General features: G+C 65.6%; 14 protein-coding genes and 1 riboswitch. Of the genes, 8 read left to right on the top strand and 6 right to left on the bottom strand.

Going from position 1 to position 15,356, the window contains the following annotated elements:
* Positions 1-40 precede the first annotated feature (40 nt).
* A complete protein-coding gene (locus tag HTS88_RS05240) occupies positions 41-505 on the top strand; it encodes a pyridoxamine 5'-phosphate oxidase family protein (RefSeq protein ID WP_174176185.1) in 465 nt (154 codons plus the stop codon).
* Positions 506-747: 242 nt separating this feature from the next.
* The gene (locus HTS88_RS05235; RefSeq protein WP_174176183.1) at positions 748-1,005 is read left to right on the top strand and encodes a hypothetical protein; all 258 of its coding nucleotides are present in this window, start codon (positions 748-750) and stop codon (positions 1,003-1,005) included.
* Between the two features lie 89 nt (positions 1,006-1,094).
* Here the strand turns inward: HTS88_RS05235 and HTS88_RS05230 are convergent, their stop codons facing one another.
* A complete protein-coding gene (locus HTS88_RS05230; protein ID WP_246256006.1) occupies positions 1,095-1,817 on the bottom strand; it encodes a Rid family hydrolase in 723 nt (240 codons plus the stop codon).
* Positions 1,814-3,418 carry a flavin monoamine oxidase family protein gene (locus HTS88_RS05225; protein ID WP_174176181.1) on the bottom strand — a complete coding sequence of 535 codons (1,605 nt, stop codon included), beginning with the start codon at positions 3,416-3,418 and terminating at the stop codon, positions 1,814-1,816. Before HTS88_RS05225 ends, HTS88_RS05230 begins: the two co-directional genes overlap by 4 nt.
* 152 nt (positions 3,419-3,570) lie before the next feature.
* On the opposite strand from HTS88_RS05225, the gene HTS88_RS05220 reads away from it, so the two are divergent.
* Entirely contained in the window at positions 3,571-4,161 is a 591-nt protein-coding gene (locus HTS88_RS05220; protein WP_174176179.1) for a GNAT family N-acetyltransferase, read from the top strand.
* A 55-nt stretch (positions 4,162-4,216) separates the two neighbouring features.
* Here the strand turns inward: HTS88_RS05220 and opgC are convergent, their stop codons facing one another.
* Positions 4,217-6,607: an OpgC domain-containing protein gene (opgC, locus tag HTS88_RS05215; RefSeq protein ID WP_174176347.1), complete on the bottom strand. Its 2,391-nt coding sequence runs from the start codon at positions 6,605-6,607 to the stop codon at positions 4,217-4,219.
* A 333-nt stretch (positions 6,608-6,940) separates the two neighbouring features.
* Positions 6,941-7,054, top strand: a riboswitch (SAM riboswitch).
* A 13-nt stretch (positions 7,055-7,067) separates the two neighbouring features.
* Here opgC and HTS88_RS05210 point away from each other — a divergent pair.
* Genes HTS88_RS05210 through HTS88_RS05200 form a run of 3 tightly spaced genes read left to right on the top strand, consistent with a single transcriptional unit; the run spans position 7,068 to position 8,962 of the window.
* Positions 7,068-7,346: a DUF1737 domain-containing protein gene (locus HTS88_RS05210; protein ID WP_174176177.1), complete on the top strand. Its 279-nt coding sequence runs from the start codon at positions 7,068-7,070 to the stop codon at positions 7,344-7,346.
* Positions 7,343-7,753 carry a rhodanese-like domain-containing protein gene (locus tag HTS88_RS05205; RefSeq protein WP_174176175.1) on the top strand — a complete coding sequence of 137 codons (411 nt, stop codon included), beginning with the start codon at positions 7,343-7,345 and terminating at the stop codon, positions 7,751-7,753. The genes HTS88_RS05210 and HTS88_RS05205 overlap by 4 nt, the downstream gene beginning before the upstream one ends.
* Positions 7,754-8,962 carry an O-succinylhomoserine sulfhydrylase gene (locus HTS88_RS05200; protein ID WP_174176173.1) on the top strand — a complete coding sequence of 403 codons (1,209 nt, stop codon included), beginning with the start codon at positions 7,754-7,756 and terminating at the stop codon, positions 8,960-8,962. It abuts the gene before it with no gap.
* A 162-nt stretch (positions 8,963-9,124) separates the two neighbouring features.
* On the opposite strand, the gene HTS88_RS05195 is transcribed toward HTS88_RS05200, so the two are convergent.
* Positions 9,125-9,427 (bottom strand): DUF1905 domain-containing protein, encoded by a 303-nt coding sequence (locus HTS88_RS05195; protein WP_174176171.1) that lies wholly within the window; start codon positions 9,425-9,427, stop codon positions 9,125-9,127.
* A 122-nt stretch (positions 9,428-9,549) separates the two neighbouring features.
* Between HTS88_RS05195 and HTS88_RS05190 the strand changes: the two genes are divergently transcribed.
* Positions 9,550-11,277, top strand: a complete 1,728-nt coding sequence (locus HTS88_RS05190) for an HNH endonuclease signature motif containing protein (protein ID WP_174176169.1) — start codon at positions 9,550-9,552, stop codon at positions 11,275-11,277.
* 186 nt (positions 11,278-11,463) lie between these two features.
* Here HTS88_RS05190 and HTS88_RS05185 read toward each other — a convergent pair whose 3' ends face one another.
* Both HTS88_RS05185 and HTS88_RS05180 read right to left on the bottom strand, forming a co-directional pair.
* Entirely contained in the window at positions 11,464-12,690 is a 1,227-nt protein-coding gene (locus HTS88_RS05185) for a glutamate--cysteine ligase 2 (RefSeq protein WP_174176167.1), read from the bottom strand.
* Positions 12,691-12,757: 67 nt separating this feature from the next.
* Positions 12,758-14,281 (bottom strand): UDP-N-acetylglucosamine 1-carboxyvinyltransferase, encoded by a 1,524-nt coding sequence (locus HTS88_RS05180; RefSeq protein ID WP_174176165.1) that lies wholly within the window; start codon positions 14,279-14,281, stop codon positions 12,758-12,760.
* A gap of 284 nt (positions 14,282-14,565) precedes the next feature.
* Between HTS88_RS05180 and HTS88_RS05175 the strand changes: the two genes are divergently transcribed.
* Positions 14,566-15,354, top strand: a complete 789-nt coding sequence (locus HTS88_RS05175) for a glycoside hydrolase family 25 domain-containing protein (protein WP_174176345.1) — start codon at positions 14,566-14,568, stop codon at positions 15,352-15,354.
* The last annotated feature ends 2 nt before the right edge of the window (positions 15,355-15,356 follow it).

Genomic DNA, 15,356 nt, shown 5'->3' with positions numbered 1-15,356 from the left:
CTCTAGGTTCCGCAGGGACAGTGGCCGTAAGGTGTGGTTCATGGACTCGCAGACGCAGCCGGAAGGCACCCTGACCTTTGACGAATGCTGGGAACTCCTGGCCAATGACACAGTCGGCCGCCTTGCCGTGGTGGTTGACGGCCACCCCGAGATCTTCCCGATCAATTATGTGGTGCACCGCCGAAGCATCGCCTTCCGGACAGCCGGCGTCACCAAATTGTGGAGCGCCCTGTCCGAACGCCCTGCAGCCCTGGAAATCGACGGCTATGATCCCCACACCGAAGAGGCGTGGAGCGTGGTGCTGCGCGGGGACACCCAGGTCATCGAGGACCAGGCGGACAAGGACGCCGTGGACAGCCTGGGCCTTGAGCCGTGGCAGCCGGGCGAAAAAGCGAACTACATCCGGCTCTCAGCCCGGGCGCTGACGGGCCGCCGCTTCAAGGTGAACCGCCCGGATGTCTGGGCCACCCGGGTGCAGGACAAGCGCCGCGCTTCCTTCGAATAGTGGTGTCCAAGGCTCTCCGGCGGCAGGAAATTTGCGGCGCCGGATGGGCAGTTGCGGGCAGCGGCGGACGGCTTGGGATGGATAATCCAGACGCTTGCTAGATTGGTTGTCTACGGGTAAAGTCTACATTGTAGATGCGGCAGTGACACCTTCATCCACACTCCATTGCCCCGTGCACGGCATTGAGGTTAGCTGCTGTAGCCGAACGGCAGTACCACCGCACTTAGCGAAGGGAAGCCGTCTTGGCACATTCGCAGTTCGACCTCTTTCTCAAAGAAGCCACCTACCTCGACCAGGCCTCGGAATCCACGCTGGACCGCGACCGCCTGTACGGCCTGTACACCAGCTGGTGCTTCATCAACCAGCAGAAGCCCGGACCGGAATCCGAGTTCTGGGCCGCCATGAGCCACCGCAGGATTGCTACCGGCCACAACGGGCTGCGCATGAAGGGCCCCGCTGCCGCCGATTACATCCTGGCGAGCTACCCCGGGCTCGTATAACAAGCCGCAGTAGACAGGTCACGGCGTGGACCACGTGCTTTCGGGCACGGGGTCCACGCCGCTCCTGTATCCGGGGACTCTGCGGGCCTCTACCTGCCGCCGGATGCCGGGTAGGCCGCGTCCACCTCCACTTCCACGAGCCATCCGTTGACGGGCAGGTTCTCGATTTCCAGGGCAAAGCGTGAGGGCCTTGCAGGGTTCACCACAAGAGGCTCTGCTGGCGCCGCGGAGCCCAGCGGAACCTTCACGGCGGAACCGTCGGCGAGGCTGGTGTTCGCAAAGTACTGCCGGTACGCCCGGTTCCAGCCGTCAAAGTCGGCCTTTTCCGCACCGGCAGGGTTCTGGAGGAAAACGCGCATGGTGATGACGTCGTCGTAATCCAATCCTGCCTGTGCAAGGTTCTCGCCGATCCGGCGGAGGGCGTTGATGCCCTGCGCTTCGGTAATGGTGACGCCGGGCGGAAGGACACCTCCCGGGAACACGCCCGTGTCCACGTAGCGCTGCTCACTGCCGGCGGGGGCGGCTGTGTTCAAGGCAGACGGCCCCAGCCCGCTGCTCTTGTAGATGGCGGTGTTCGCACCGATGGCCACGCCGCTGGCGATCATCGGGTTGTCCTGGCCGGCTGGGAGGTTGGACACTGTGGTTCCGGGTTTTGGTGCGGTGAGGTCCTGGAACACTGCAGGAGCCGCGAAAGCGGCGGTTGCGGTGAGGCTTATGCCGGCGATGCCGGCACCGATCAGGGCGAGTCTGCGGCGGAGCATGGGCTTCTTTTCTGTCGAGGTGCGGGTACTGGCGGGGGTTGCGGCGCTCATCCGGCCACCATTGCCGCTGCCCGGGTGTGCAGGGCGGTGACGGCTGCACGGGCGGAGGTCATGGCACCGTGCTGCCAGGCGATGGCGTGGCTGAGGTGGTCGCCGGCGAAGTAGATGTTGCCGGACGGCTCCAGCAGCCGGGCGTATTTGGCATCGGTCTGTGAGGGCCAGCCCACCCAGGCACCTTCGGAAAAGGCGGTGCTGCCCCAGTCCACCGAGAACGACGCCGCAACGTCCTTCCGGTACACGTCACCATGGATCCGTGCCCCTTGGTCGAGGGCGCGGCCCAGGCGCTTCTCCGGGCTGAGTTCCTTGTAGACGCGCGCGCTGGCACCTGTGTTGTAGTAGCCCACCATGGTGCCGCGCTGCCCGTGGAACCCGGTGGACGGGTACCACATGTTGCCGAGGTCGATGTTGGTGTTGGTGATGCCGCCGTAGATCCGGTGGTCCTCCTCCCACCAGCGGCGTGAGTACTCGATGCCGATCTTGCCGGCGTCGCTGGGGCTGGCGAATTTCAGGGCGTCGATGATGTCCGCGGGGAGGTTGCCCGGGACCTTGGCTGCGATGTGCGGCGGGAGGGTGCAGACGGCAAAGTCTGCTTCGATCAGCTTTGCCTGGCCGCCCGGGTTGGTGTACTCCACCGAAACGCCGGCTGCAGTGTTGTTCATGGAGAGGACCTGGGCTCCGTACACGAATTTGTCCTTGCCGATGGCTGACTCGAACGCGTACGGGATGCGGTCCATGCCGCCCACGGGCTGGAACATCATCATGGCCTGGTCCCAGCCGAATTCGAAGGAAAAGTAGTTGCCCACACCGCTGGCGAAAACGTCGGACAGGGCATCCGGCGCCAGGGGCGTGCCCGCTTCCAGGCCGGCCCCCGGAGCCACGGAGTATCCCTTGCGGCCGGTGCCGGTGTACTTGAAGCTCGCCGCGGCATCTCCTGGCACTTTATTGCCAATGGCACCGAAGCTCTTCAGGAAGGAGATCAGGTTCTCCTTGTCCGCTGCGCTCATGTAGCTGTCCAGGGCACCCTGGTCGGTGGCTTTGGCCAGCAGCTCGGAGACGTACCCGTAAACGTCAGCCTTGGCAGCGCGGTGCCGGATGGGGGTGTTGGAGAGCTTGCTGCTGCCTTCACGGAAAAGGTAGCCGTCCGCATTCTGGTTGGTGAAGGGCTCGATGGCCACCCCGAGTTCCTTGCAGTAGTCCAAGGTGATGTGGTGCTGCGGGATGCGGCCCGGCCCCGCGTTCATGTACTGGTCCTTCGAGAACGTGGCCCGCTGGGTGATCCCGCGCATGTCCGTCTCTTCGGTCCCGCCGCGCACGGTCCAGTTCCGCCCGCCCGGACGCATCCGTGCCTCGAGGATCGTGACCTTGTAGCCGGCTTTGCCCAGTTCGTACGCCGTGGTCAGGCCTGCGATTCCCCCGCCCAGGATTACCACGCTCTTGCCCTTGCCCTGCAGGTCGTCGGCACGGGGAGCGGCAAACGCAGGAGCTGCTGTATCAGGGGCAAGGCCCATGGCTGCCATCGTCTGGTACATCACCCCGGCTCCCCCCACCATTCCCACATAGCGGAGGAAGTTCCTGCGAGTAGCATCTGTCATGTCGTTCCCTTTCACCGGAGTGTTACATGGTGAGCGTAGGGATGAAATGTTTCGTCAAATGCTGTGACAGTATCGGTGTTGTGGCGTTTGCGTTTCGGTCACGTAAACCCTGCTCCCGCCCATGGAGCGCCCCCCTGAAAGGTGCCTGGTACATGACTGGCAGCAGTGCCTACCTGCGCGAACGGCTCCTCATCCGGTTGCTCGAGGACTCGGATGCGGCCGCCCTTGCCGGGGCCTATCAGCGCAATCGGGAGCACCTGGCTCCTTGGGAGCCGAAACGCACTGACAGGTTCTTCACCAGCGGGCACCAGGCGGACATCATCCGCGCCAAGCTCGCCCAGCACGCGTTGGGCACCGAAGTCCCTTGGGTCCTGGTCGAAGAGGAGGACGACGGCGGAGGCACAGTGTGCGCCGGCCACCGAGCCGGGCGCGTGGTTGGGGCGGTCACGCTGACGGGAATCGTGCACGGCCCCTTCCTCAGCGCCAACTTGGGCTATTGGGTGGATCACGAACTCACCGGGCAGGGGATCGGCACAGCCGCGGTTCGCCACGCAGCCAACTACGCCCGGACGTCGCTTGGGCTGCACCGTATCCAGGCGGCAACCCTGCTCCACAACACAGCATCGCGGCGGATCCTGCAGCGGGCGGGGTTCCGGGAGATCGGGGTTGCGCCGGAATACCTGAAGATCGCAGGGCAGTGGCAGGACCACCTGCTCCACCAGCTGATCCTGCCGCACTCCTGAGCACCGCGCGTCAGCCCCCGGCAGGAGCGCACGGGCTGCGGTGGCCGGGGAATCCTCAGGTAGGGATGATCTTGAAGAGGAACCGCGTGCGCACCATCACCCAGAGGAGCCCCAGCACCACGGCGTAGGCCAGGGTGTTGATGAGGATGTTCTCTTGCTGGAGGGCCGGGATGTTGGCGATGACGGCGATGAGAACCACATGCATGATGAACACATAGAGGGTGGCGCGGCCCAACGGGACCAGGAACCAGCCCAGGGCGCGCTGTACCGGTTTCCAGTACGCGGTGAGGAAGGCATAGGCCGCCACCACCAGGACCAGGACGTTGAGCAGCCGGCCCGGGGCAAGGTAGGTGCGCCCGAAGAAGAGGTCGTACATGGCCCGGTATGCGGTGTCCGGAATGATGGCAAGGCGGACGTCATACCCGTTGGCGAGGTACGGGTTGCCCCAGGATACGAAGGCGAACGCGAAGGCCAGGGCAGTGCAGGCCACCACCACCCCGGTATGCGATGAAAGCCAGGCCACGATGCTCCGCCGGTGGAACCCGGCCGTCAGGCCGATGACGAACAGCACCTGCCACACCAGCAAGGGGAAGGAATCCTCGAACTGTGACGGCAGGAGCCGGAAACGCGTCACCGTACCCACCGCGTATACGGCCAGCGATGCCGCCAGCACCCAGACAGCCTTGCCGCGGTTGAGGGCGGCCAGGATCAGCGGGCTGGCCAGCAGCAGCACCACGTAGAGGCCCATCACGTTGAACTGCCAGGGCCCGAACTGGAGCAGCAGGATGGCGGGAAGCACCCGCGCCGGAACGGGAAACTGGAACAGCGTTTCCATGCCCGCGTAAAGGTCGTAGGTGCGTCCTGCCCCTTCGTGTCCCGCTCCGCCGGTGCCTTGATCCACGAAGGTTGTGAGCGCGTCGGTCCGGAAGGCCGGCAGCAGCGACATCAGGAAGACGCCCACCAGCACCACGAGCGCCGTTACGTAGAGCTTGCCTGCCCGGCGCGAGGTGAGGTCCACCACCGTTCCAAAATCGTTCTTCGCCCTGGGCCCGTACACCATGCCCACCACCAGGCCGGAGAACAGAACGAACAGCTCGGCACCCGAAACGAAGCCCACCGCCTCCTGGGTCAGGAGCTGGAACAGCGATACCATGCCCAGGTGGTTCACCACCACGAACACGATGGCCAGGCCACGGAGCAGGTCCACGCGTGAGTCCCTGCTGGAAGGGTCGCTGTAGCCCCACGCCGTGACCGCACCCAGCCTGGCGGGGAGTTGCCACAGCGCCACCAGGAGGATGATGAGCGCGGCCCCAACGGTCCAGGCTGCAGCCCCCGAAAGCGTGTTGGACCTCACGAACCCGGGACCCGAACTGACATCGGTAACAGGCCCCGTCACGATGGGCGCGTCCTCAAGCCGGCTGTGGGCAGCGTCCGCGATGCCGGCGTTTCCGGTGAGCCGCCAGTCGATGCTGGCCACACCGGTGTCCCGTGTGCTGGTGCGTTCGTCCCAGACCACTGCCCCGGTCAGTGCGAAGTCGGCTGATCCGGCAACGCCCAGGACCTGGTCCCACCAGCCGTTCTTGATCTCCGCTTCCGCGGCGCCTCCGGAGGACGGGCTGTAGAAGGCGGACGTCTGCAGCATAAAGGGCTTGTCCCGCCCCGCGGCATATGTCCCGTAGAAGCTCTCCCCGCCGGAGGCCGTCAGCATCTCCTGCAGCTCACCGGCTCGGGGCACGGTGTTGACGGCGGCGCCCCCTGCGGTGTCATCGTGGTAGGCAGTCAGGCCCACCCAGTCCACGGCGTCGTCCCCCGGATAGTAGGGCTCATAGGCTTTGTCGGAGCCATTCCAGGTGCCGTCGCCATTGGTATCCAACAGGTTGAAGCCTTCGCTGCCGGGCCCGGGCGCATTCCGGTTCCGGTCAAAGGGGTAGTCCTTGCCCAGGTACGGCTCCCACACCATGACAAAGCTGCCACGGGCACCACCATCCCGAAACGCCGCCGCCACCGCCTGGAATGCCTCCCGGTAGTCGCCAGGCTGTTGCCCCCACTCCACCCAGCTGGTATTCATGTCCGGCGCAAAGCGGATAAGCAACTGGCCCTTGAAATCCCCCTGCATCCGGCGCACTTCCCCGGCAAAGGCTGTGGCAGCGCCAGCGGTGACCTGGTCCAGCGGGACGGCAGGCCTCACCGTGAGCATCGCATGGGCACCCTGCCCGGCGGACTGCTCCAGGAACTCCCGGATATCGTTCTCCTCCGAGGCACGGAACGGGAAGGCGATGTCGTGTCCGAAGATTGCGGGGGATGCCCCGAGCCTTTCGGAGAAGCCGCCGGCGGTGTCCTCTCCCCATTCGAGGACTGCGCCCAGCAGCGGCTTGCCTTCCTCCGTGAAGTTTCGGGCGGCCTGCGCTGAGCCGGCGGGCACCACCACCGCCAGGACGGCCATCATCACGGCGGCGAGGAGCGCGGCCACCCTGTGGAGGGGCTGCAGCCGGCGGCTCCGGGCGGGACGTGTGGGCGCGGCGGCGGATGGCGTGATGATGAAGACCCCCAGGGACTGATTTCTCCAGTAGCGGGGCGGCGGCCCCTGCAGAAACTTTATCGGCCTGACCCGGGCGGCAGGCACCTGGCGCCCGGGCACCCCAGGTGGTGTCGCCGTCGTCCGTTCCAGGGAGGTGGCGGACGCATCTTCGGCGCGGCGCCTCCGCACTGCATCCTTCAGTTACGCAACATGACGACGGCGGCGGTGCGGCGCCGGGCGGCAAGTGTTACGTTTTTGGGGAGTAATGAGTACCGGCGCCAAGCCCTGACTGGCCGGTCGGCAACCCTCCTTCCACGGCGGGGTGCCTCAGGTGAATACTCGGCATATCGACCATTCGAGCTGCAAGCGTGAGAGAAGGAGATCCGTCGTGTCTGACGCACCTGCCCCTGAAGAAAAACTGTCCTACCGCCTCATCAGCGGCCCGGACGACCGCGCTTTCTGTGAGCGCATATCGGCCGCCCTGGCAGAGGGCTATGTGCTGCACGGCAGCCCGGCGGCAACCTTCAACGGCAGCAGCGTCATCGTGGCCCAGGCAGTGGTTCTTCCGGCGGCGATCGCTTCCGCGGACGCCGCAGTGGCGGACGCCGTGGACAACCTCGAAACCACGGGTGACGACCTTGAGTTCGACGGCGAGGGCCACGCATGAGCTACGCAGGGGACCTGACGCCGCAGGAGGCCTGGGACAAGCTGGAACAGGGCGCCATCCTGGTGGATGTACGCACCGAGGGCGAGTGGGCCCACATTGGTATTCCCGACACCAAGGCAACCGAGAACGATCCGCTGTTCATCCAGTGGACTTTCCCCGGCGGCATCCCCAACCCGGACTTCATCAACGACCTCAGCCAGCAGGCGCCCGAGGACCGTTCAACCGAACTGGTGTTCCTGTGCCGCTCCGGCCAGCGGTCCATCGCGGCAGCCATAGCGGCCACCCAGGCCGGCTTCACCTCCTACAACGTGCTGGAGGGCTTTGAAGGCGACCCGGACCGCTTCGGCGAACGCACCGTCAACGGCTGGAAGAACCGCGGCCTGCCAACCAACCTGGGAAAGATCTAAGTGACCTTCAACGAGGACGCCGCCGGCTGGAGCCCCGACACCCAGGCCGTGCGCGGCGGGCTGGACCGCACCAACTTCCAGGAAACCAGCGAAGCCATCTTCCTGAACTCGGGCTTTGTCTACGAATCCGCCGCTGCCGCCGAGCGCGCGTTCACGGGCGAGGACGAGCGCTTTGTGTACTCCCGCTACGGCAACCCCTCCGTGGCCACGTTCCAGGAACGTCTCCGCCTGCTGGAAGGAACCGAGGCGTGCTTTGCGACGGCGTCCGGGATGTCCGCGGTGTTCACCGCGCTGGGTGCCCTGCTGGCCGCCGGCGACCGCGTGGTTGCCGCCCGCTCGCTGTTCGGATCCTGCTTTGTGATCCTCAACGAGATCCTGCCGCGGTGGGGCGTGGAAACCGTCTTCGTGGACGGGCCGGACCTGGAGCAGTGGCGCGAGGCCCTGTCCAAGCCCACCACTGCCGTCTTCTTTGAATCACCATCCAACCCGATGCAGGAGATCGTCGACATTGCCGCGGTCAGCGAACTGGCGCACGCAGCCGGGGCAACCGTCGTCGTCGACAATGTCTTCGCCACTCCCCTGCTGCAGCGCTGCGGGCAGTTCGGCGCGGACGTCATTGTCTACTCGGGCACCAAGCACATCGACGGCCAGGGCAGGGTGCTCGGCGGCGCCATTCTGGGCACCAAGGAGTTCATCGACGGACCGGTGAAGCAGCTGATGCGCCACACCGGACCGGCGTTGTCCGCGTTCAATGCCTGGGTCCTCACCAAGGGCCTTGAGACCATGGCGCTCCGCGTCAACCATTCCTCGGCCACCGCCCTGCGTCTCGCGGAATGGCTGGAGGAGCAGCCCGCCGTCAGCTGGGTGAAGTACCCTCTCCTGAAATCCCACCCACAGTACGAGCTGGCCGCGAAGCAGATGAGCGCGGGCGGCACAGTCCTCACCCTGGAGCTTGCGCCCTCCGGGGGCCGCTCGGGGAAGGAAGCGGCGTTCGCGCTGCTGGACGGCCTGCGGATCATCGACATCTCCAACAACCTGGGCGACGCCAAGTCCCTCATCACCCACCCCGCAACCACCACGCACCGCGCCATGGGTCCGGAGGGCAGGGCGGCAATCGGCCTGAGCGACGGTGTGGTGCGGCTTTCCGTCGGCCTGGAGGACGTGGACGACCTGATCGGCGACCTGGAGCAGGCGCTCAAGCAGATCTAGCACTCCGGACGGTGGTGGGCATGCCTGGAACGGTCGCTGCTCCCGGCTGGCGGCTGCTGTCCACCATCCCCTGCCTGAGCAGACCTGCTGGGCATCGCCGCCGGCGCGGCCCTACAGCGCCTGTTTCCGGTACGTCTTTTGGGGATATCCGGCCCCTATTCATCAGGTGCCGATAACGGAGAGGCTGACTTTCACGGCGTCGCCTTCACTGATCCGGGCCCTGGCCCTGATGGCCTTCTTGACTGGCAGGAGGTACGTCCCCTGGTGAGCGTCCGGGAAGAGCGAGGTCTGCCAGGTGTGGCCGGAAATTTCCGCTGTCACCTGGATTGAGCCGAACGCTTTGCTGTGCCCTGCGTTTCGTGCGCGGATATCGTCCGCCACGTCCGGTGGCAGGGTAAGGAAATGCCAGCCGGCCTCGCCCGGGTACAGCCACAGTTCGGCTGTGAAGGAGTACGACGACGTCACGCGCCGAGTATGGCACGCCTGCGGTAGTGCCGCCAAGGTTGTGGATATCCAGCCGGCCACTAGTCATCCACAGCCCCTGCCACACTGCCCTTTTTGTCAGACCCCCGCTGGAGGATGTCTGTATGGAAAGCACGACGGCGGTGGTGGAGGCGGAGGCGGCAGTTGACGCTTCGGTGGCTGCTTTTAGGGCGGTGCTCAGCGGCGCTGCTGTTTCCGGTACGACCGGTTCTGGGACGGCTGTTTCTGGTCTTGGTGGCGTTGAGCCTGGTGCTGACGCTGGCGGGGTTGGTGATGATCCGTTGCAGCGGGTTGCTGATAATGCGTTGGATGTCCTTGCGGGGGTGGCGCGGTCGGAGGCGAAGCTGGCGGCGGTGAAGGCGCGGGCGGTTCAGGTGCTCGCTGTCGCCACGAGTGTGGTGAACGGTCCGCCGTCATCGCCGCAGGAGGCCACGGCCCAGGACCGGAGCCTGGTGGCCGAGGTCGGGTGTGCGCTGGTGATTGGTGACCGTGCCGCCGGTGCCTTGTTGGCCGAGTCCCACGCCCTGGCCACCGCCCTGCCCCGGACCCTCGCCGCGTTGGGGTCCGGGACGATTTCCTGGGCCCATGCCCGGGAAATGGTGGACCAGACCGTGGGGCTTGACCGGGCCGGGGCCGCCGCCCTGGAGGCCCACTTCCTGGATCCGGACACGCCACGGCCGGCCGGGGCGGCGACGATCGGTGAGATGCCGGCGTACCGGTTCAAGGCCAAGGCCCGGACGTGGCGGGAACGCCACCATCCCGAATCGCTGGAGAAACGCCATACCAAGGCCGCGGCGGACCGGCGGGTCGAATACCGGCCTGACCAGGACGGCATGGCATGGCTCTCGGCCTGCCTACCCGCCGACCAGGCCATGGCAGGCTGGAACCGGCTCACCGCCCTCTCCCGGGGAATGCAAGGCCCCCACGAGGCCCGCACCCTCACCCAACTCCGCGCCGATACCTTCGCCCAAGCCATCCTCACCAGCGGCGCCGGCCCTGGCGCCGGTAGCGGCAACGGCTCTAGTGACGGCGACGGCGCCGTCGCCAGCAACTACGCCGGTACGGGTACTGGTCCTGGGCCGGGCATGCCGATCCGGGCGCAGGTCCTCGTCACCGTGCCGGTCGTCACCCTCATGGACCTGACCGACGAGCCAGCCATGCTGGACGGGTACGGACCCATCCCGGCCTCGATGGCACGGGACCTGGTCGCCAACGGTGCTGATTCGTTCTACCGGGTCCTGGTCGATCCGAGGAAGGGGGCGCCGTTGGAGATCGGCAGGAGCAGCTACCGGGTCACCAAAGCCATGCGGAACTGGCTCCGGCTTCGCGACGGCCAGTGTCCGTTCCCCGGCTGCAGCAACCCGTCTCTGGATAACGAGGCAGACCACCTCCTCGCCTGGCACCACGGCGGGACCACCGGGATCAGCAACCTGGGACAGCCCTGCCCGAAACACCACAAACTCCGGCACACCAGCGGCTGGAAACCAACACCAGCCACCAAAAATCAACCACCCGGCTGGACCTCACCCACCGGACGCCACTACACAAGCGAACACCAGGACTGGGAACCACCCCACTGGCCGGACTGGGTTACTGAATCGTGGAGTGCGGCAACGAAACCGGAAGGACAACCGAGTTTGGCGCTCGGAGGCATGCCCGTCCAGGGCTTTGTTGAGCACTTTGGGATGCCCCAGGACCTGGACCTGCCCGATAATGTCGATCCCCCAGACGTGGACGTTCCAGAAGACCCGGGACCCACCGAGGATGAACTCCCCAAGGACCCGTTCCCTGAGTGGCACCTCCTGCTGGAAGCCTCCCTTGCTGTCCTTTAGGAGAGAGCAAACATCGCCCCTGTAGGACAGAGCAGGATTGCCGGATACCGCGGTCTGCCCAGCGCCCCGGGCATAAAGCGGGCCAGCCTCCCATGGCATATGCCGTGCCGTACGCGCAGCCCCTCGTCGGCCCAGGAGGCAGCCCCTGTCTGCTCAAGAGGCAGCCCCTCGTCGGCCCAGGAGTGCCTATGACTGCCGTACGCGCAGCAGGTCCGGGGCTGCTTCCACTTCTGAAAGGTCCATGGCACCACGCATGGTGATATTCACTGCGTGGTTGACCACGGCGCCCAGGCCTAGGTCCTCGGGCGGTGAACCTTCCATGGCCCTGTCCCGGACCCGGCGCTGTTCAGCCGCTCCGGTGCCGCGGGCGATGATGTCCTCCACCCCCTGCCGAACGATGGCGAGCTCCCCTTGTTCGTCCAGGACCGGCGCCAGGTAATCCACCAGCGAACGCACCACATCCGCGGCCCGGGCCGGCCGGAAGGTGCCGAAGTCCAACAGCTCCCCGCTAAGCCCGCTGCTGCTCGCCTGCCATGCAGCCATGCGCAACAGCACAGTGGGCACCGGCGCGGGGTCCACCCCGTCCCGCCACTCCCGGCTGGCCGACTCCACCAGTGCACGCACCAGGAGTGCGATGAGCGCGGCATCCTCGGCACGGAGGCAGACATCGGCCACCCGCACTTCCACAGTGGGGTGGTTGCGCGAAAGCCTGGCGTCGAAGTAGAGCATCCCCTCGTCCAGCATCACTCCGCTGTCCAGCAACCGCGTGACCACCCGCCTGTACGCAGGGTAGGTCCCGTAGATCCCCGCGGGTCCTGAGGTGGGCCAGCGGTTCCAGGCCTGGGTCCGGTAACTCTCGAAACCGGTCGGCACACCGTTCCAGAACGGCGAGTTCGCACTCAACGCGGTGAGCACGGCAAGCTTGTCCCGGATCCGGTCCAGGACCGCCACGCCTTCCTCCGGCGATTCAATATAGGTGTGCACATGGAAGCCGCACGTGAGCTGCTCCTGCGCTGTGAGGCCGAAGCGCTCCAGCATCCGGGCATACCGGGGGTCCGGCGTCGTATGGCTGGTGGAGGCCAAGGGCGAGGTGGCCAGCGCCGCCACCCTGGCACCGTTCTTTTGGGCAGCCCGGTCAGCAAGCGTCCGGCCAGCACGGATCTGGTCCAGCAGGACGCCGTACTCGAGGCAGGGCCGCGTCTGGGTCTCGATCTGCTCAAGCTTAAGCTCGGCACTCAAGCCCATCTCATCGTCGTCGTAAACGGTCTTGTCTTCGGTTTCCAGCGAGCGGGCATCGGGTGCATCATCGGCCGCCATCCTGTGCCCGGACAACAGGGCATCGGCCAGCGCAAGCGGCTCCCCCGTTGTGGGGTCAACAATCAGGAGCTCTTCCTCGACGCCGAATGTACGCATACTGTCATTCTGCGGCAGGCAGGAAGATTTTGGAGGGGCTCCGCCATTCATGACGAACCGTGAATGATCAGTCCTGGAAGTACTCCACCTTCGCGCCAATGGCGTTCAACCGCTCCGCCAGGTCCTCGTAGCCGCGCTCAATGACGTAGATGTTCCGCAGCTCTGACACTCCACGTGCGGCAAGCATCGCCAGCAGCAGGCAGGCGGCAGGGCGCAGTGCAGGCGGGCAGCCCACCTCCGCGGCACGCCATTTCGTGGGCCCGTTGACATAGATCCGGTGCGGATCCAGCAGCTGCACCTGGGCGCCCAGCCGGTTGAGTTCCGTCAGGTAGATCGCCCGGTTTTCGTAGACCCAGTCATGGATCATGGTCTGGCCCCGAGCATTCGCGGCAATGACGGCGAAGAAGGGCAGGTTGTCTATGTTGAGCCCCGGGAACGGCATGGGATGGATCTTGTCCTCCGGAGCATGCAGCTCCGAAGGCTTGGTGGTGACATCCACCAGGCGCGTCCGGCCATTCCGTGCCATGTACTCGCCCGAGATCTCCAGCTGCTGGCCCATCTGCCCCAGCGTTGCCAGCTCAATTTCCATGAACTCAATGGGCACGCGCCGGATGGTCACCTCGGAATTGGTGACAATGCCCGCGGTGATCAGGCTCATCGCCTCGATGGGGTCCTCCGACGGGAAGTACTCGATGTCGGCGTCGATGGACGGGCGCCCCGTGATCTTCAGGGTGGTGGTGCCGACGCCCTCGATCTCCACGCCCAGCATCTGCAGGTAGAAGCAGAGATCCTGCACCATGTAGTTGGGGCTGGCGTTCCGGATCACGGTTGTACCCTCCCGGTGGGCGGCTGCCATGATGGCGTTTTCGGTGACGGTGTCGCCGCGTTCGGTCAGCACGAACGAGCGGTCCCGGGTGTCCGCGGGCGGGGCCTGGACACTGTAGAAGCCCGCGGTGGCCTCCACCGAGAGTCCGAACTGGCGGAGCGCCTGCATGTGAGGTTCAACCGTCCGGGTGCCGAGGTCGCAGCCGCCCGCATAGGGGAGCCGGTATTTTGCTGATTCGTCCAGCAGGGGGCCCAGGAGCATGATGACGCTCCGCGTGCGGCGCGCGGCGTCAACATCCATGGCGTCCAGGTCCAGCACGGCCGGACGCCGGAGCTGCAGGTCGGTGTCGTTAAGCCACGTGCACTCCACGCCGATGCTGGTCAGGACCTCAACAATCCGGTTTACCTCTTCGATGCGCGCCAGGCGGCGAAGGACAGTGGTGCCCCGGTTGATCAGGCTGGCGCAGAGCAGGGCCACTCCGGCGTTCTTGCTGCTGTTGACGTCCACGGAACCGGAAAGGGTCTGTCCGCCTTCAACCCGCAGGTGCGTCATCTGCGGCTTGCCCACGTTCACGATGCTCCTGCCAAAGATTGCTTCGAGGCGTTGGATCATTTTGAGGCTCAGGTTTTGCTTGCCCTGCTCCATCCGGGCAACGGCGCTTTGGCTCGTCCCCAGTTCGGAAGCCAGCTGGCCCTGGGTCCAGCCCTTCTCACTGCGGGCGTCCCTCAACATGGCGGCAACGTGTTCGGTGGTTTCCTGCGTCATAGTCAAGTTTATATCATGAATGAGCTATCAGGCCTGCCTTTGGAGCCTCAGTGAGCGGTAATAACGATTCGTTACCCGTTCCATGCGATAGAGTCGCACAGTTGCGGCACCTTGACCTTCCCGTGCCAACGGCGGGACACTGGATCAGGACCTCTTCGTCCAGCGGCAACGGAGGCAGTATGCGCCGCACACCAGCCAGCGAAATTCCGCCAAGGACCACCCAGCGGGGCAGGGCGCAGTCCTGCAGGGCACAGCCCGCCGGAAACAGCTTGGCCGTGCCGGGAATGTTTGGCCTGCTTCTTGCCGCGCTGCTCCTGGTCACCGGCGTCCCCGCCTACGCCGTTCCCTCACCCGGGGAGGGGCAGCAGTCATTTCTGGGTAACGACATCTCCTGGCCGCAATGCAACGGAAATTTTCCCTCGGAACAGGCGTTTGCCATCGTGGGCGTCAACAATGGCCTGGCCAACACCACGAACCCCTGTCTGTCCGAGCAGCTCAGGTGGGCGGAAGATTCTGCCGGCCACCCCGGCCAGCCCACCGTCGCGCTGTACGTCAACACGGCCAATCCCGGCGCCGCCGGCTCCTGGTGGCCGGACAACGACGAGTATCCGGCCGGCCAGGAAGTCCATAACCCCTACGGCCCCTGCAGGGCCGGGGACTACGGCAAGGCCTGCGCCTATATGTACGGCTACGCCAAGGCCTACGACGACGCGTACTTCCGCGGGATCAGCAACCCCTCCTCGTACTTCTGGTGGCTGGACGTCGAAACGGAGAACAGCTGGTCCCGCACCGACAAGGATGCCAACCGGACCGTCCTCGAAGGCATGACCGACTTCTTCCACAGCATCGGAGCCGAGGTGGGGATCTACTCGACCGGCCAGCAGTGGGACCGGATTGTGGGAACAGTCAGCAGCTCGAGCAACCTCTATTCGCTTCCCAGCTGGCTGGCGGGGTCCCTCAACGCCTCTGGCGCGGCGAGCGCCTGCTCACAGGAGCCGCTGACCGGCGGTGGCAAGGTGGTGCTGGCCCAGTTCGTGTCCAGGGGCTTCGACTACAACTATTCCTGCCCCTAGGC

The sequence above is a fragment of the Pseudarthrobacter oxydans genome (genome assembly GCF_013314975.1).
GTDB lineage: Bacteria > Actinomycetota > Actinomycetes > Actinomycetales > Micrococcaceae > Arthrobacter > Arthrobacter oxydans.
The sequence above is the reverse complement of the archived record's forward strand: the minus strand, read 5'-3'. Positions and strand labels throughout refer to the sequence as shown.